Origin of the sequence: uncultured Sulfitobacter sp. (assembly GCF_947500075.1) — a bacterium.
Lineage (GTDB): Bacteria > Pseudomonadota > Alphaproteobacteria > Rhodobacterales > Rhodobacteraceae > Sulfitobacter.
The window spans coordinates 1-15,263 of sequence record NZ_CANMQS010000003.1 but is presented as its reverse complement, the minus strand read 5'-3'; the positions used below and the strand labels follow the sequence as shown (position 1 = coordinate 15,263).

16 protein-coding genes are annotated in these 15,263 nt (G+C 60.3%); 8 read left to right on the top strand and 8 right to left on the bottom strand.

What is annotated here, in order from left to right:
• The first annotated feature begins 14 nt into the window (after window positions 1-14).
• Window positions 15-284 carry an HPr family phosphocarrier protein gene (locus Q1A91_RS09780; RefSeq protein ID WP_299876258.1) on the top strand — a complete coding sequence of 90 codons (270 nt, stop codon included), beginning with the start codon at window positions 15-17 and terminating at the stop codon, window positions 282-284.
• A 36-nt stretch (window positions 285-320) separates the two neighbouring features.
• Window positions 321-1,208: a lysophospholipid acyltransferase family protein gene (locus Q1A91_RS09775; protein ID WP_299876255.1), complete on the top strand. Its 888-nt coding sequence runs from the start codon at window positions 321-323 to the stop codon at window positions 1,206-1,208.
• 147 nt (window positions 1,209-1,355) lie between these two features.
• Here the strand turns inward: Q1A91_RS09775 and Q1A91_RS09770 are convergent, their stop codons facing one another.
• A complete protein-coding gene (locus tag Q1A91_RS09770; protein ID WP_299876253.1) occupies window positions 1,356-2,231 on the bottom strand; it encodes a 3-hydroxybutyryl-CoA dehydrogenase in 876 nt (291 codons plus the stop codon).
• A gap of 158 nt (window positions 2,232-2,389) precedes the next feature.
• Here Q1A91_RS09770 and Q1A91_RS09765 point away from each other — a divergent pair, with 158 nt between their 5' ends.
• Window positions 2,390-3,229, top strand: a complete 840-nt coding sequence (locus tag Q1A91_RS09765) for a DUF6473 family protein (protein WP_299876251.1) — start codon at window positions 2,390-2,392, stop codon at window positions 3,227-3,229.
• A gap of 76 nt (window positions 3,230-3,305) precedes the next feature.
• On the opposite strand, the gene Q1A91_RS09760 is transcribed toward Q1A91_RS09765, so the two are convergent.
• A complete protein-coding gene (locus Q1A91_RS09760) occupies window positions 3,306-4,232 on the bottom strand; it encodes an FAD-binding protein (protein WP_299876249.1) in 927 nt (308 codons plus the stop codon).
• Window positions 4,232-4,990 (bottom strand): electron transfer flavoprotein subunit beta/FixA family protein, encoded by a 759-nt coding sequence (locus tag Q1A91_RS09755; RefSeq protein ID WP_299876246.1) that lies wholly within the window; start codon window positions 4,988-4,990, stop codon window positions 4,232-4,234. Before Q1A91_RS09755 ends, Q1A91_RS09760 begins: the two co-directional genes overlap by 1 nt.
• 184 nt (window positions 4,991-5,174) lie before the next feature.
• Here Q1A91_RS09755 and Q1A91_RS09750 point away from each other — a divergent pair, with 184 nt between their 5' ends.
• Window positions 5,175-5,546 carry a VOC family protein gene (locus Q1A91_RS09750; RefSeq protein ID WP_299876244.1) on the top strand — a complete coding sequence of 124 codons (372 nt, stop codon included), beginning with the start codon at window positions 5,175-5,177 and terminating at the stop codon, window positions 5,544-5,546.
• Here the strand turns inward: Q1A91_RS09750 and Q1A91_RS09745 are convergent.
• The 4 genes from Q1A91_RS09745 to Q1A91_RS09730 all read right to left on the bottom strand — a co-directional run bounded on the left by Q1A91_RS09745 (window position 5,543) and on the right by Q1A91_RS09730 (window position 7,947).
• Window positions 5,543-6,115, bottom strand: coding sequence for a cob(I)yrinic acid a,c-diamide adenosyltransferase (locus tag Q1A91_RS09745; RefSeq protein ID WP_299876242.1), 573 nt, complete (start codon window positions 6,113-6,115; stop codon window positions 5,543-5,545). The genes Q1A91_RS09750 and Q1A91_RS09745 overlap by 4 nt on opposite strands.
• Window positions 6,115-6,321, bottom strand: coding sequence for a twin transmembrane helix small protein (locus Q1A91_RS09740; RefSeq protein ID WP_299876240.1), 207 nt, complete (start codon window positions 6,319-6,321; stop codon window positions 6,115-6,117). Before Q1A91_RS09740 ends, Q1A91_RS09745 begins: the two co-directional genes overlap by 1 nt.
• Window positions 6,322-6,379: 58 nt before the next feature.
• Window positions 6,380-7,219: an SDR family NAD(P)-dependent oxidoreductase gene (locus Q1A91_RS09735; protein WP_299876238.1), complete on the bottom strand. Its 840-nt coding sequence runs from the start codon at window positions 7,217-7,219 to the stop codon at window positions 6,380-6,382.
• 68 nt (window positions 7,220-7,287) lie between these two features.
• A complete protein-coding gene (locus tag Q1A91_RS09730) occupies window positions 7,288-7,947 on the bottom strand; it encodes an SH3 domain-containing protein (protein ID WP_299876236.1) in 660 nt (219 codons plus the stop codon).
• A 201-nt stretch (window positions 7,948-8,148) separates the two neighbouring features.
• Here Q1A91_RS09730 and parC point away from each other — a divergent pair, with 201 nt between their 5' ends.
• The 3 genes from parC to Q1A91_RS09715 all read left to right on the top strand — a co-directional run bounded on the left by parC (window position 8,149) and on the right by Q1A91_RS09715 (window position 12,936).
• A complete protein-coding gene (gene parC / locus Q1A91_RS09725) occupies window positions 8,149-10,452 on the top strand; it encodes a DNA topoisomerase IV subunit A (RefSeq protein WP_299876234.1) in 2,304 nt (767 codons plus the stop codon).
• Between the two features lie 88 nt (window positions 10,453-10,540).
• Window positions 10,541-11,848 (top strand): DUF898 family protein, encoded by a 1,308-nt coding sequence (locus Q1A91_RS09720; RefSeq protein WP_299876232.1) that lies wholly within the window; start codon window positions 10,541-10,543, stop codon window positions 11,846-11,848.
• Window positions 11,845-12,936 carry a M48 family metallopeptidase gene (locus Q1A91_RS09715; protein WP_299876231.1) on the top strand — a complete coding sequence of 364 codons (1,092 nt, stop codon included), beginning with the start codon at window positions 11,845-11,847 and terminating at the stop codon, window positions 12,934-12,936. The genes Q1A91_RS09720 and Q1A91_RS09715 overlap by 4 nt, the downstream gene beginning before the upstream one ends.
• A gap of 55 nt (window positions 12,937-12,991) precedes the next feature.
• Here the strand turns inward: Q1A91_RS09715 and Q1A91_RS09710 are convergent, their stop codons facing one another.
• The gene (locus Q1A91_RS09710; protein ID WP_299876229.1) at window positions 12,992-14,344 is read right to left on the bottom strand and encodes a cytochrome P450; all 1,353 of its coding nucleotides are present in this window, start codon (window positions 14,342-14,344) and stop codon (window positions 12,992-12,994) included.
• Between the two features lie 129 nt (window positions 14,345-14,473).
• Here Q1A91_RS09710 and Q1A91_RS09705 point away from each other — a divergent pair, with 129 nt between their 5' ends.
• Window positions 14,474-15,070: a hypothetical protein gene (locus Q1A91_RS09705; protein WP_299876227.1), complete on the top strand. Its 597-nt coding sequence runs from the start codon at window positions 14,474-14,476 to the stop codon at window positions 15,068-15,070.
• Window positions 15,071-15,263 lie beyond the last annotated feature (193 nt).

Below are 15,263 nucleotides of genomic sequence, written 5' to 3'. Positions count from 1 at the left end.
AGGCCCCCATGCCCATGACCGACGTCTCCCTCCAGATCGTGAACATCAAAGGGCTGCATGCCCGCGCTTCTGCCAAACTGGTGGAAGTGGTCGAAGCCTTTGACGCGCGGGCCGAGATCAGCAAGGATGGCATGTCCGCATCAGGTGACAGTATCATGGGGCTTTTGATGTTGGCAGCCAGCTGTGGAAGCACTATTGACGTGCAAACCTCTGGCCCGGATGCAGACGCCTTGGCGGATGCACTGACCGTGCTGGTTGCGGACCGGTTTGGTGAAGACGACTGACCGGAGCGGCCTAGACAAGCAGGATAATCCATCGTGATGGACGACGCGCACTCATTGAAGGGTACCACCGGGACACCCCCGGAGGAGGAGAAGGTCACTTTCACCAAGTACGACCGCCGCAGCCTTTCGTATGCCTCTACCTTCGACAACCCGTTCCAGTCGCGCGTGATCAGCCTGATGGAGCTGTTCACCGGCAAGCTGTCGATCCTGCGGATGATCCGCAAATTCGAAAAACGCGGCGCGCCAAGCGGGCAGGCGTTCTGGCGCGCGGCCCTTGATACCATGGGCATCGAACTGCAAACCCCGGCAGAGCAATTGGCCCGCATCCCGAAAGACGGCCCCGTTGTCGTGGTGGCCAACCATCCGCATGGCATGGTTGACGGGATGATCTTTGCTGATCTCATTGGCCGCGTGCGCCCCGACTACCGCATCCTGACCCGGTCCCTGTTGACCTCCATCGATGAAGTTGCGGGCAGCTACATGATCCCCGTGCCTTTCCCCCATGACCCCGACGCCCAACGCAAAGGGGTAGAGATGCGCGCCAAGGCGATGACGCACCTCAAGGAAGGTGGGGTTGTGGCGCTGTTCCCGTCCGGCGTCGTTGCCAGCTCGGAAACATGGTGGGGCCCGGCGATCGAAGCGGAATGGAACGTCTTTACCGCGAAAGTCATCCGCCGTTCCGGCGCAACCGTGGTGCCAATTCGTTTTCCAGGTCAGAACAGCCGCGCGTATCAGATCGCCAATCAGGTCAGCCCGATGCTGCGTCAGGGCCTGTTGCTGCATGAAGTGGTCCACAGCTGCAACAAACCACAGGCCCCGGTGGTGGGGCACCCGATCCCGCAGGAAGAAATCGACAAACGCGCCGATGATCCCCGCGCCTTCATGGCCTGGTTGCGGGCGCATACGATGGCGCTCAAGGACTAGGTTCAGCCGCGTCTTCCAAATGGTCTAAAAAACCCCACCGGAGGTCTGAAATCTCTTTTGGTGCTCCAGAAGAGATTTTAACGCTCCGCGGGGGTTTCTTTAACCATTTGGAAGACGCGGCGATGGTGTCCTGCGCCTAATGACCATTCAGCGGGTCGGCACCGGCGCATCACCGCGATAGTCGTAAAACCCGCGCTGGGTCTTGCGGCCGAGCCATCCTGCTTCGACGTATTTCGTCAGCAGCGGGCAGGGGCGGTACTTTGTGTCGGCCAGCCCATCATGCAGCACGTTCATGATGGCAAGGCATGTGTCCAGCCCGATGAAATCGGCCAGCTCCAGCGGTCCCATGGGGTGGTTTGCCCCCAGCTTCATCGAACTGTCGATGGATTGTACATTCCCGACCCCTTCATAGAGCGTATACACCGCCTCGTTGATCATGGGCATCAGGATGCGGTTGACGATAAAGGCGGGGAAATCCTCGGCAGAGGCAGCGGTTTTGCCCAGTTTGTCTACCACCTGTTTGCAGGCGGAGAAGGTTTCCTCATCGGTGGCAATGCCGCGGATCAATTCGACCAATTGCATCACAGGCACCGGGTTCATGAAGTGAAACCCCATGAATTTTTCCGGCCGGTCGGTGCGGCTGGCCAGCCGGGTGATGGAGATGGACGATGTGTTCGACGTCAGGATGGTCGTGGGTTTCAGATGGGGCAGCAGGTCTTCGAAGATCGCCTGTTTGACTGTTTCACGCTCTGTCGCGGCTTCGATCACCAGATCGCTTTGGCCCAGATCAGTAAGGGTCGGCGTTGTCTTGATGCGGGCCAGCGCTGCGGTCATGTCTGCTTCGCTGACTTTGCCGCGCCCCACCTGGCGGGCCATGTTGCCTTCGACCAGCTCAACCGCCTGCTTGAGGGCATCTGTGCTCACGTCATTCAGTTGCACGTCGTATCCAGCCAGCGCCATCACATGGGCGATCCCATTGCCCATCTGTCCCGCACCCACGATGCCGATTGTCTGGATTTCCATGTGCTGTCCTTTGCAAGAGTTGCGTCACAATAGGGTGGGGGCCTGCGCCACTGCAAGGGCCGCTTTTGACGAAAACCTGTCGAAAACCCGCCTGTTAAGCGAATCGTAGCGGGCCTGCCCCATCCTGCATTTCGGGTGAGTAAAACAAGGTGGGTATGATGACCTTTGATGCACTGGGGCCAGGGGCCCTTGACTATTTGCCGTGCCGCTATGGCGCGTCGCGGCTGCTTTTTCGCGGCCCGCGCCGGGATTTGAACGCGCCCTATGTGGCCTTTGTCGGTGGGACGGAGACATACGGGAAGTTTATCGCCAAACCCTTTCCGGCTTTGGTAGAGGAACAATTGGGCATGACTTGTGTCAATTTCGGCCTGCCCAACGCGGGCATTGATGCCTTTGCCCATGATCCATTCGTGCCGGGCGCGACCGCAAAAGGCGCCATCACCGTCTTGCAGGTGATGGGTGCCCAGAACATGACCAACCGGTTCTATACGGTGCACCCGCGCCGCAACGACCGATTTGTGTCCGCGTCCAATCTGTTGCGCACGATCTATCGTGAGGTGGATTTTGCCGACTTCCACTATAACCGCCATCTGGTGACAGAGCTTGCGCGGGTCTCGCCAGATCGGTTTGCCACCGTCCGGGCCGAACTTCAGGCTGCGTGGAGCGCGCGGATGCGGTTGATGTTGAAACAGATTTCGGGCCGGTCGATTGTCCTGTGGTTTTCAGATCATGCGCCGCAGAGCCAGGATGCAACCGTCAATGACGGCGATCTGTCAGGCGATCCCCTGTTCATCACACGGGAGATGATGGATGAGGTGCGCGCGCTGGCCACCCATGTGGTTGAGGTGGTTGCCTCTCCCGAGGCATGCGCGGCCGGAACGGATGGGATGGTATTTGCGGAAATGGAATCTGTCGCAGCGGCAGAAATGCTGGGGCCCGACGCCCATGCGGAGGCGGCGGATGCCTTGCTCCAGACCATCAGGTACATGATGCCTTAGGGCCCTGACCCAAAGCAAAAGGCCCGCCACATTGGCGGGCCTTGCACTGGATCTGGGACGCAGCGTGATGCTGTGTTCAGAGCTTTTCCGTCAGCTCTGGCACCGCGTCGAACAGGTCTGCCACGAGGCCGAAGTCCGCCACCTGAAAGATCGGCGCTTCTTCGTCCTTGTTGATCGCGACGATGATCTTGCTGTCTTTCATGCCCGCCAGGTGCTGGATCGCACCGGAGATGCCGACAGCAACATAAAGCTCAGGGGCGACGACCTTGCCGGTCTGACCAACCTGCCAGTCGTTGGGGGCGTAGCCGGAATCGACCGCCGCGCGGGACGCGCCAACAGCCGCACCCAGTTTGTCCGCCAGCTTTTCGATCAGGGCGAAGTCTTCCTCAGACCCGACACCGCGACCACCGGAGACAACAACGCCTGCCGATGTCAGCTCCGGGCGGTCGCTTTCCGCAACCTTGTCTTCGACCCAGGAGGACAGGCCGGGATCAGCCGCCGCTCCGATGGTTTCCACTGAAGCCGAGCCGCCTTCGCCTGCCGCGTCAAAAGATGCGCCACGGAAGGTGACAACCTTCTTGGCATCCGTTGATTTGACAGTCTGGATTGCGTTGCCTGCATAGATGGGGCGTTCGAACGTGTTGCCATCCACAACGCCAGAGGCGTCTGAGATCACCATCACATCCAGCAACGCCGCCACGCGGGGCATGACGTTTTTGGCATCGGTCGTGGCCGGAGCCACGATATGCTCATAATCGCCAGCCAGAGACACGATCAGCGCCGCCGTGGATTCCGCCATACGGTGGCCCAGGGACGCGTCTTCGGCGACCAGCACTTTGGACACGCCGTCGATCTTCGCCGCAGCTTCGCCCGCAGCGGCGGCAGAACCGCCTGCGGCCAGAACAGTCACATCGCCCAATTGCTTGGCAGCCGTCACGGCCTTTGCCGTGGCGTCCATCGCCAGTTCGCCATCGGTTACTTCTGCAAGGAGTAGAACAGCCATTACACAGCCCCCGCTTCTTTGAGTTTCTCGACCAGCTCATCCACAGAGCCGACCTTGATGCCTGCCGCACGCTCTTCCGGCTCGGACGTTTTGACGATCTCAAGACGGTTGGCGACATCGACGCCGTAATCCGCCGGAGTTTTCTCATCCAGCGGCTTTTTCTTTGCCTTCATGATGTTGGGCAGCGACGCATAGCGCGGCTCGTTCAGGCGCAGATCAACCGTGATTACGGTGGGCATGGAGACCTCGATGGTCTGCAAACCGCCGTCCACTTCGCGGGTGACTTTTGCCTTGTCGCCTGCGATCTCAACTTCGGATGCAAAGGTTGCCTGTGACCAGCCCATCAGCGCGGAGAGCATCTGCCCGGTGGCGTTCATGTCGTTGTCGATGGACTGCTTGCCGCAGAGCACGAGGCCGGGCTGCTCTTCGTCGACGATCCCTTTGAGGATCTTGGCAACGGCCAGCGGCTCAATATCGTTGTGCACATCGTCGGTCGCAACAACCAGGATCGCGCGGTCTGCGCCCATGGCCAAAGCGGTCCGCAGGGTTTCCTGGGCTTGCTTCACACCGATGGAAACCGCCACAACCTCATCCGCCTGACCCGCTTCCTTGAGGCGGATCGCCTGTTCGACGGAAATCTCGTCAAACGGGTTCATCGACATTTTCACGTTGGCAAGATCAACACCCGATCCATCCGCTTTCACGCGGACTTTCACGTTGTAATCAATCACGCGTTTGACAGGTACAAGCACCTTCATGAGCGTCACTCTCCTTGGTTTTTTCAATGCGCCAGAGTCCCGGCACGGCAAATCTCTGGCATGTGATATAGCGTTCGCATCGGTTGAAACAGTGAAAAATCGTCCGTAAAATGTGTTAGAACGTCACGTCTGATGCGCTGTTAGCGCCAACCTCATGCACCCATGTGCAAGAAGGGAGATCGGGATGGAGAAAGTTCTGGGATTCGGGGGGCTGTTTTTTCGCGCCGCAGCGCCGGAAAAACTGGCGCGGTGGTATCTGGATCATCTGGGCATCGATCTGGTGCCTCAAACAGCCGAAGGGCAACCTTGGGTTGCCAGCGGAGGGCCGACGGTGTTTGCGCCTTTCGCGGCCGATACCACCTATTTCACGGTTGAGAAGGCGGTCATGGTCAATTTCCGCGTTGCCCGGTTGGAGCCGATGCTGGCGCAGTTGGAGGAGGCCGGGATTGCCTGCACACGGTTGGATGACATGCCGGGGATCGGTAAATTCGCCCATTTGCATGATCCCGAAGGCAATCCGATTGAGTTGTGGGAGCCAGAAGCGCCGTCAGCCTAGCGGTTCGCCCCCGGCACCCAAAGCACGTCGTCTTTGCCGGCATTGTTGGCCATCCGGGCCGCGACAAAGAACCAGTCGCTGAGGCGGTTGAGGTATTTCACGGCTGCCTCATTTACTGCGGTGTCTTCAGCCAGCAGGACGGCCAGCCGTTCTGCCCGGCGCGCCACGGTGCGGCAGACGTGCAGTTGTGCGGCCAAAGGGGAGCCACCCGGCAGGATGAAGCTGCGCAGGGGCTCAAGCGCTGCGTTCATCACATCAATTTCGGATTCGAGCCGATCCACCTGTTCGGGTGTCATGCGCAAAGGCGGGTATTCCGCTTCGGCATCTGCGGCCATGTCGGGGCGGCACAGATCCGCGCCCAGATCGAACAGGTCGTTCTGAATACGGGCGAGGGCATCATCCGTCTCCCCTTCGGCAGACAGGCGCGCCACACCGACAAAGCAGTTCAACTCATCCGAGGTGCCGTAGGCTTCGACGCGCGGGTCATGCTTTGCCACCCGGTCGCCATTGCCCAAAGCGGTTGTGCCACCATCGCCCGTGCGCGTGTAAATCTTGTTGAGTACAACCATCAGCCTGTGTCCTTTCGCAGATAGACAAATCCCACGATGAGCAGCACCGCAATCGCCTGTGCGATGATCCGGTAGCGCATCATCTTGTTGCCGTTCTTCTTGTTGAACGCACCGCCCCCGGCAAAGCCGCCAAGGCCGATCATCAGTACCACCATCACGGCCAGTACGGCCAGCAGCACCACGATAAACAGTGGATCTTCAAACATGGGTGTCCCCTCTCTTATCCGCGTGATGTAGGCGGAATGGCGGTATCAGCAACCCCCATTACCGCCGCAACACCCAATCCAGCGCGCGGGTGGGCAGCAATCGGCGCAGAGCACCGGCGAAATAGGTGGGCGTGGTGACATAGTACCGCGGCTGTGCGCGGCGCGCCTCAGTCGCGTGGATCAGGCGTTTCAGCACAGACGCGGGTGGCAGTTCAAACTGATCCGGCCCGCTGGAATGATAGAGCCGCTTGAGCAGGCCGCTGCGGTATTCATCCGCACGGGGGGAGTTTTCCCAATCAATCCAACGCTCAAAATGGGGGATGGATTTGACGCGGATGTCAGATGTAACGGGCCCCGGTTCAATCAGGGAGACCTGGATGCCCGTGCCGTGCATTTCGATCCGCAATGTGTCGGTCAGCCCTTCAAGTGCGAACTTGCTGGCGTTATAGGCCCCGCGCCAGGGCATGGTGATGATGCCAAGCACGGAAGAACACTGAACGATGCGCCCTGACCCCTGCGCCCGCATCACCGGCAGAACCGCCCGCGTCAGCGTGTGCCAGCCGAAGAAATTCGCCTCGAAAATCGCGCGCAGGGCATCGGTGGGCAGGTCTTCCACCGCGCCGGGTAACCCATGGGCGCCATTGTTAAAGAGCGCATCCAACGTCCCGCCGGTGGCGTCCAGCACCTCTTTCAGCCCGGCATGGATCGTGTTCTCATCGGTGTAGTCGATCAGCGGAGCCTCAAACCCTTCGGCGCGCAAACGGTCGCAATCGACGGCCTGACGGCAAGCAGCAAACACCCGCCAGCCGCGCGCCTTCATGCCGCGCGCGCATTCCAGACCGATGCCGCTGGAGCACCCTGTAATGAGGATGGATTTGCGCGTGTCAGGATCCGACATGAAAAAGGCCTCCACTTGGGAAGGCCTTCATCGCGGGTTCGCTCGCGTTTTGCAATCTGTGCTGTGGGTCAGCCGCTGGTCAGCAGAAAGTCTGCCATCCAGCCTTCGACGTCCCCATCCAAGGGGCGCATCAGAACCCAGCCGGTGCCATCGTCCTGCAACACTTCTACAGCATCACCGCGCACCAGGCGGGACACGATGCCGAAATCCGTGCCGGGTCCGCCACGCACGTTGACGCGGTTGCCCGATACGGTGCGGATATCGCCGGATGCCGTCGCAACGGTCAGGGCTTCGGTCACGGCTTCGTCCGAGCCGGTCAGCAGGCTGGGGATGATCGCAGGTGTATCGGCAGACGCTACGCTGAAGCCGGGGTTTACGGGCACGCCGGTGTCGTCTTCTTGTGCCGTCGCCACTTCCTCAACCACATCGGCGCTGTCATCCAGCACATCCTGCAATGTTGTCAGGTTCAGCGCCACGCGGGTGACGTCATTGGACGGTTCAGCCAACGGTGGATCGGTGTCCACGAAAGAGGTCTGCACATCGTCCTCAACCGCAGGTGTTTCTTCTGTGTCTGCGGGGAGGGCGGGTTCATCGGCGGAGACAACGGCCAGAACGGTTTCTTCCACGGGCGCAACCAAGGCGCTGGCAGGCACAAAATCGGCACCGCCGCTCATCTCGTAGAAAGCCCAGCCGAGAAAGCCAAAAGTGAGCAGAATGAACTTTTTCATCGGAATACTCCGGTAGCAGACATTTACGGAGCTTAACACAAAACTCCCCCCAAGGCATGTGTGTAACATTGATCTGGTGAGTCGTCGCAGGGGAAAAGGCAAAAATAAGTCCCCGTTGCGATCGGGCCGCAGTTAGCTGCGTCAGAATGCAAAGCGCCGCTTGTCGCCCCCCGCACAGATGGCTAAACACGGGATCAGCCTATGTCAGACGTCAATGATCCCCCCCAAGCAGAGCCACGCGACAGCTCTGAACCCCTGCGCCGGGCGCTGGGGGAGCGTTATCTGACCTATGCGCTGTCCACGATCATGCACCGCGCCCTGCCGGATGCCCGCGACGGGCTGAAGCCGGTTCACCGTCGGATTTTGTACGCAATGTCCCGGCTGCGGCTGACGGCGACAGGTGGCTTTCTGAAATCCGCCAAGATCAGCGGCGACACGATGGGGGATTTTCACCCCCACGGGGATGCCGCGATTTATGATGCGATGGCGCGTCTGGCGCAGGATTTCAACGTCCGCTATCCGCTGGTCGACGGGCAGGGCAACTTTGGCAACATTGACGGGGATAACCCGGCGGCGTCACGCTATACCGAAGCGCGGATGACCGCCGTGGCCGAAGCGCTGTTGCAGGGCATGGACGAAAACGCGGTTGATTTTCGGCCGAACTATGATGGCCGACTGACCGAACCTGTGGTCTTGCCTGCGCAGTTCCCGAACCTGCTGGCCAATGGCGCGGCAGGGATTGCCGTGGGCATGGCCACAAACATTCCACCGCACAACATTGCGGAGTTGTGTGACGCCTGTATTCACCTGATCAAGACGCCCGACTGCCGCGACGACACATTGCTGAATTTTGTGCCCGGACCCGATTTCCCCACGGGCGGCATCATTGTTGAACCGCCAGAGAACATTGCCACAGCGTACCGCACGGGCAAGGGCGGCTTCCGTCTGCGCTGCCGCTACGAGGTTGAGGATCTGGGCCGCGGGCAGTGGCAGATCGTCGTGACGGAGATCCCTTATCAGGTCCAGAAGGGCAAGCTGATCGAGAAGATCGCGGAGCTGATCCAGACCAAGAAAGTGCCGATCCTGGGCGACATCCGGGACGAAAGCGCTGAAGACATCCGCATGATCATTGAACCGCGGTCCAAGAACGTGGACCCGGAGGTGCTGATGGGCATGCTCTACCGCAACTCCGATCTTGAGGTGCGGTTCTCGCTCAACATGAACGTGTTGATCGACGGGGTGACGCCCAAGGTCTGCTCGATGAAGGAGGTGCTGCGCGCTTTCCTGGATCACCGGCGTGAGGTATTGCAGCGGCGCTCCACCCACCGGATGGAGAAGATTGATCACCGTCTGGAGGTGTTGGAAGGGTTCATCGTTGCCTTCCTGAACCTCGACCGGGTGATCGACATCATCCGCTATGACGACGATCCCAAACCCGCGTTGATGCGCGAGGACTGGAGCAAAGACCACGTCCGCGCGATGGATGAGAAGGATTACGTCTCCCCCGCGCCGGGTGAGGGGGAGTTGAGCGATGTGCAGGTCGATGCGATCCTGAACATGCGTCTGCGGTCCTTGCGTCGCTTGGAAGAGCTGGAATTGCTGCGCGAGCAGAGCGCGCTGATGGAAGAGCGCGCGGGGCTGGAGGATTTGCTGGAAAGCGAAGACCTGCAATGGGCCGCGATCACTGACCAGTTGCGCGCGACCAAGAAGCAATTCGGCAAGGATTACGCAGGGGGCGCGCGGCGCACGACCTTTGCTGTGGCGGGCGAAGTTGAAGACGTGCCGCTGGAAGCGATGATCGACAAGGAACCGATCACCGTTGTCTGTTCGGAGATGGGTTGGATCCGCGCGATGACCGGCCATATCGATTTGGAACGCGAGTTGAAATTCAAGGACGGCGATGGCCCGCGCTTCATCTTCCATGCGGAGACAACGGACAGGTTGCTGGTCTTCGGCTCAAACGGACGTTTTTACACGGTTTCTGCCGTGAACCTGCCCGGCGGGCGCGGCATGGGCGAGCCTTTGCGCCTGATGGTCGACCTGCCGAACGAGGCGCAGATCGTCGCGCTGTTTATCCACAAGCCGGGGCGCAAGTTGTTGGTGGCGTCCAATGCGGGTGACGGGTTTGTCGTGCCGGAAAATGAGGTTGTGGCCCAGACCCGCAGCGGCAAGCAGGTGCTGAACGTGCGCGGAGAGACCCGCGCGCTGGTCTGTCATCCGGTCGCGGGCGACATGGTCGCCTGCGTGGGCGAGAACCGCAAAGTGCTGGTGTTCCCCCTCGAAGAATTGCCTGAGATGGGCCGCGGCAAGGGCGTGCGGCTGCAAAAGTACAAGGACGGCGGATTGTCGGATGCCACGACCTATTTCGCGGCAGAGGGGCTGAGCTGGCATGACCCTGCCGGGCGGACGCGCACTGAGAATGATCTGAGCGAATGGACTGGCAAGCGCGCGACGGCGGGCCGAATGGCGCCACGCGGTTTCCCTCGTGATAACACATTTACCTGACAGCTGACGGTCGATGAGCGACACAACAGCCCCCACAGGCCCATGGGCCGCCCCGCCAAGACCTGATGTTGCCCCTGCGGGGACAGGAATGAACGATTCAGTAACTTCCGGGGAAAGCACGGATAATCAGGGGCTTGAGGTTGATTTTGTGGGCAAGCGGGGCGCCCTGTTTGGCCTGGCTTTCCGCACAGGTGTCCTGACGGTTCTGACGCTGGGCTTCTATCGGTTCTGGATGAAAACCCGGTTGCGGCGCTGGTATTGGTCGGCCATGCGGCCCGGTGGTCACCCCTTGGAATACGTGGGCGATCCGTTTGAGAAGCTCCTTGGCTTTTTCATCGCCGTGGTGGTGCTGACGTTCTACATCGGTATTCTTAACCTGCTGTTGATGTTCGCCAGTTTCTCCATCTTCAGCGCTTCATGGGTGGGATATGCGGCCAGCTTTGCAGGCGTCATCCCGCTGTGGTTCTATGCGCGCTACCGCGCAAGGCGCTACGTGCTGGCCCGGACCCGATGGCGCGCGGTGCGCTTCGGGCTGGAGAAAGGCGCATGGGGCTATGCTGGCCGCGCCTTGTGGTATTGGGTACTGACCATCATCACCCTTGGCATCCTCTGGCCGCGCATGACGTTTCTGCTGGAGAAATATAAGACTGACCGGACCTTCTTCGGCTCTGCCAAGCTGGTGCAGGGGGGGAACTGGCCGATGCTCTACCGGGCCGCCTGGCCGTTTCTGGGTGGTGTTGCGATGACGGCGGTCATTCTTTTGTGGGTGATTGTCCTTGATCCGATATTGCCCGAAACGGCAATGGCGGATGGTGAATTCCTCCGCACGTTTGAGTTCATTTTTGATGGCGGGCGTCTGTTTTATGAATGGAACGCGCCAGAGCGGCTTTGGCTTTTGACGGTGTCGCTGTCGGTTGTGGGATACGGCATGATCTATTACCGCTGGGTGTCCAAACGGATCATGGCCAATCACAAACATGCGCCAGGGGTGAGGTTAGCCTCCGGACTGAGCGCGCCACGTGTCGCGATGATCTACAGCCTTGGCATTTTCATTTCTTACATGGCGCTTGTCGTGGGGATCGTGGCGCTGGTGATGGCCGCGTTCGGAATATTCGGTCCGAGTGTTGTTGAAAGCTATCTGGGCGTGGAGATCGGCGGTGTGGATTTGCCGCGCTGGCTGTCCTTTGTGGCGCTGGGTGCGATGTATCTGTTCGTCTTTCTGATGTGGGGCGTGTTGCACAACACTTTCGTGACCTTCCCGCTGATGCGGCACATGGCGCTGACCACGACCCTGCCTGACGTGTCGGGCCTGAGCCGCGTCAGCCAGCGCGAGCGGGACGCTTTTGCCGAAGCCGAAGGCTTTGCCGAGGCGCTGGATCTGGGGGCGGCGATATGAGCGGTCTGATACCGGACAGAGCCTCCTACTTTGATGGCGATACACCTGAACCCTTTGCGGTCTCTCCGCAGTTGCAGGGGCGAGAGGTGGTGATGGCGCTGTCAGATGGGCGTGAGGTGCGCTGGTCTTACGATGACATCCGCCGCTTGCCCGACAGCGCGGCCAAGACCAACGCGATCCTGCGGTCGATCCAAGATCCCGTTGCGCGGCTGATCGTCAAGGACACCGGCTGGCTCCGGGTCCTGCCGCACCTTAACCGCCGCGCCCCGCCCAAAGGCCGAGGCCGATTGGCGGCCTGGGCCGTTGGGGCCATTGCTGCGGTGGCGTTGCAGATCGGCGTGCTGGTGCCGCTGCTGGCCGATAACCTTGCCGGGTTCATCCCCCCCAAGGGGGAGCGCGCATTGGGAGAGACCACGCTGGGTCACATCCGCGAAGCACTGGATACCTCCGGTTTGGGAGAGATCCCGATTTGTGAAGCCCCCCAAGGGCAGGCTGCCCTTGCCGCCCTTACCGACAGGCTGACCGAAGGCACGGAATATGCGGATGGGCTGACCGTGCTGGTGCTGGATCACCCAATGGTCAACGCCTTTGCGCTGCCGGGGGGGTATGTTGTGCTGTTCAACGGGTTGATCCGGGCCGCAGATGGACCAGATGGCGTGACAGCCGTGCTGGCCCATGAGATTGGCCATGTTGCCAGCCGTGATCCGACGCGGCATGCGCTGCGCTCTGCCGGATCCATCGGTGTGCTGGGGCTGCTGTTTGGCGATTTTGCCGGCGGTGCTGCGGTGTTGTTTCTGAGCGAGCGGTTGATTTCCGCGCAATACAGTCAGGCGGCGGAAACCGGCGCGGATGCCTTCGCCTATGACTTGTTGGAGAACGCCGGTATCAGCCCCGGCGGGCTGGGTGACATGTTTGAGACGCTGCGCGCGCAGTCCGGGGACCGGGTTGGTCTTCAGGCCCATTTCCTGAGCCATCCGTCGCTTGGCAGCCGCATTGATGCGGCGCGGGCTGCGGTGAAAGAGGGTGTGGCGTATCAGCCGTCAATGTCGGACGCGGATTGGGAGGCGTTGCGCAGTATTTGCCGTTAAGAGTCGGAATTTTTGAAAAATTCCGTCCGTTTTCTTTGAAAGAAAACGATCTGCGTCAAACGGGTTCCGCTGTCAGCCAGACCCCGCCTTCTGGCCGCAGCGTCAGGATCATCACCGGCTCAGGCTCCTTGCCCTGCACGGCAGTGAATTTGAACCGCGACAGCATCGTGGCCAGGATGATCACCGCCTCTTGCACGGCAAAGGAGGCACCAATGCAGATGCGGGGCCCGTCGCCAAAGGGCAGATAGGCGTAGCGATCAATGGTCCTGCGGTCGGCAAAGCGTTCAGGCCGGAAGCTGTTGGGGTCATCCCACAAGGCTTCATGCCGTCCCAGCGCGTAGATCGGGATCATCACTGTGTCACCGGGCCGGATGTCCTGATCGCACAGCGTGTCCTTCTTCTGCGCCGTGCGGGAGATGATCCCGGCGGCGGGATACATCCGCAGGGCTTCGTCAATGATCATGCGGATGTAGGGCAGGTTCTCCACATCCACACCGGTGCAGGCGCGGCCTTGCAAGACCGCCTGCGCTTGCCCGCGCGCGCGGTCCTGAACCTCTGTATCAAAGGCCACCAGATACATCGCCCAGGCCAGGGTCAAAGCGGTGGTTTCATGGCCTGCCACGATGAAGGTCAGCAGATTGTCCCGCACTTCAGCCGTGTTCATCTGCCGTTTGGTTTTCGGGTCTTCGCCCGCCAGCAGCAGGTCCAGCAGGTCCGGCGTCCCATCTGGCCCGCGTGCCGCGCGGGCGGTCACAGCGTCATCTGCCATTTGCTTCATCTCATCCAAAGCCGCCGCAGACATGATCCGACCGGGCCGAGGCACCCAGTCCGGAAACCCCAGCACGTCAAAGAGCCCGATTTTCCCGGCCTCGGAGATATAATGATCTATCGCCTTGTGAACGGAATCGCGGTTAAACGTGTCATTGCCGGAAAACGTGACATCGCCAATGACATCAAAGGTGGTCTGCACCATCTCATCCAGCATGTTGACCGCCCGTGGGCCTGCATCGGCCACACGCGCCACAGCACGTTCCGCCGCGGCGGTCATGATCGGCGACAGGTTCATCACGTTGCGGTGTGAGAACACAGGCGCGGCGGCCCGCCGTTGCCAGCGCCAATGCGCGCCTTCGGCAATGAACAGGCTGTCCCCGATGGCGGGTTTCAGCAGGTTCTTGGTCACGACGGATTTGGGGTAATCCTCAACCCGGTTCAGCAGGATTTCGCGGATGGCGTCGGGGTCCATGACCATGTGCCAGCGTTTGCCGGTTCTGCCTGACACAATCGGCTGCCGCGTTGCCACGTCCGGAATGATGCTGAGCACATTGCGCCGTGCCTCGGACAGGCTTTTCAGCAGGCCCATGGGCTGTGTCACCAGCGGGACACGAACGGGGAGGGCGGGGCGGTGCATGGCGGCTCCTGTGGTCACACAGCAAGGATAGGTGGCCGCGCCGGGCCTGCCAACGCGGCATTTGATTGCACCCTGTCAGGGCATAAGGTATCCGCAAGGGCACAGGTATTCAGGGTAAAGGGGAACATCATGGGCCGTATACTGGCAGCTTTCGTGGCAGTGGCGATGCTGGCGGCATGTAACGGTGCGCGCGATCTGGATGAGGCGCCTGTTGCCCTTGGTGACTTCAATCTGGTGCACAACGTTGCTGTCGCCCCCAAGGCCGTCAAAGGTCCATTGAGCCGGGAAGTGAGCAAGGAGGTGCTCGCCAAGGCTCTGGCGGACGCCACCGAAGAGCGATTTGGCCGATATGAAGGTACGCGCAACTATCATTTCGGGATGAGCGTTGAGGGCTACGTTCTGGCTCAGCCCGGCATTCCGCTGGTGCTTGCGCCCAAATCCATCCTGATCATCAATTTCACCCTTTGGGATGATGCCAAGAACGAGAAGCTGACCCCGGAACCGCATCAGATCACTGTGTTTGAATCCTTCGATCAGGGGCCTGTGGTCGGCTCCGGCTACACCAAGTCCGCCGAGGAACAGTTGAAGAATCTCAGCCAGAACGCAGCGAAACAGATCGAGAATTTTCTGGTCAAGAAGAACAGCGAAGAAGGCTGGTTCAACGGTGCGCCTGCGGCAGAACAGCTGGAAGAAAGCGCTGTTCCGGCGGCGGAAGTAACACAATAGTCGTTTCGACTGCCATTGGTGCGAAGACCTGCTTGATTTTAGGGCGCAGACCAAATACATCGCGCGCCATATCAGACCGGGCCTGCGTGGCCCCTCAATATCAAAAAGGGTGCTACCACCATGGCAAAGGAAAAGTTTGAACGCACGAAACCGCACGTCAACATCGGCACGATTGGCCACGTTGACCACGGCA

What these genes read in the sequence shown, in the direction of transcription:
- Q1A91_RS09750 (WP_299876244.1), top strand. Translation starts at nt 5,175, where the DNA reads ATGGAGAAAGTTCTGGGATTCGGGGGGCTGTTTTTTCGCGCCGCAGCG.
- parC (WP_299876234.1), top strand. Translation starts at nt 8,149, where the DNA reads ATGTCAGACGTCAATGATCCCCCCCAAGCAGAGCCACGCGACAGCTCT.
- Q1A91_RS09720 (WP_299876232.1), top strand. Translation starts at nt 10,541, where the DNA reads ATGAACGATTCAGTAACTTCCGGGGAAAGCACGGATAATCAGGGGCTT.
- Q1A91_RS09770 (WP_299876253.1), bottom strand. Translation starts at nt 2,231, where the DNA reads ATGGAAATCCAGACAATCGGCATCGTGGGTGCGGGACAGATGGGCAAT.
- Q1A91_RS09765 (WP_299876251.1), top strand. Translation starts at nt 2,390, where the DNA reads ATGACCTTTGATGCACTGGGGCCAGGGGCCCTTGACTATTTGCCGTGC.
- Q1A91_RS09740 (WP_299876240.1), bottom strand. Translation starts at nt 6,321, where the DNA reads ATGTTTGAAGATCCACTGTTTATCGTGGTGCTGCTGGCCGTACTGGCC.
- Q1A91_RS09735 (WP_299876238.1), bottom strand. Translation starts at nt 7,219, where the DNA reads ATGTCGGATCCTGACACGCGCAAATCCATCCTCATTACAGGGTGCTCC.
- Q1A91_RS09775 (WP_299876255.1), top strand. Translation starts at nt 321, where the DNA reads ATGGACGACGCGCACTCATTGAAGGGTACCACCGGGACACCCCCGGAG.
- Q1A91_RS09745 (WP_299876242.1), bottom strand. Translation starts at nt 6,115, where the DNA reads ATGGTTGTACTCAACAAGATTTACACGCGCACGGGCGATGGTGGCACA.
- Q1A91_RS09780 (WP_299876258.1), top strand. Translation starts at nt 15, where the DNA reads ATGACCGACGTCTCCCTCCAGATCGTGAACATCAAAGGGCTGCATGCC.
- Q1A91_RS09705 (WP_299876227.1), top strand. Translation starts at nt 14,474, where the DNA reads ATGGGCCGTATACTGGCAGCTTTCGTGGCAGTGGCGATGCTGGCGGCA.
- Q1A91_RS09730 (WP_299876236.1), bottom strand. Translation starts at nt 7,947, where the DNA reads ATGAAAAAGTTCATTCTGCTCACTTTTGGCTTTCTCGGCTGGGCTTTC.
- Q1A91_RS09755 (WP_299876246.1), bottom strand. Translation starts at nt 4,990, where the DNA reads ATGAAGGTGCTTGTACCTGTCAAACGCGTGATTGATTACAACGTGAAA.
- Q1A91_RS09715 (WP_299876231.1), top strand. Translation starts at nt 11,845, where the DNA reads ATGAGCGGTCTGATACCGGACAGAGCCTCCTACTTTGATGGCGATACA.
- Q1A91_RS09710 (WP_299876229.1), bottom strand. Translation starts at nt 14,344, where the DNA reads ATGCACCGCCCCGCCCTCCCCGTTCGTGTCCCGCTGGTGACACAGCCC.
- Q1A91_RS09760 (WP_299876249.1), bottom strand. Translation starts at nt 4,232, where the DNA reads ATGGCTGTTCTACTCCTTGCAGAAGTAACCGATGGCGAACTGGCGATG.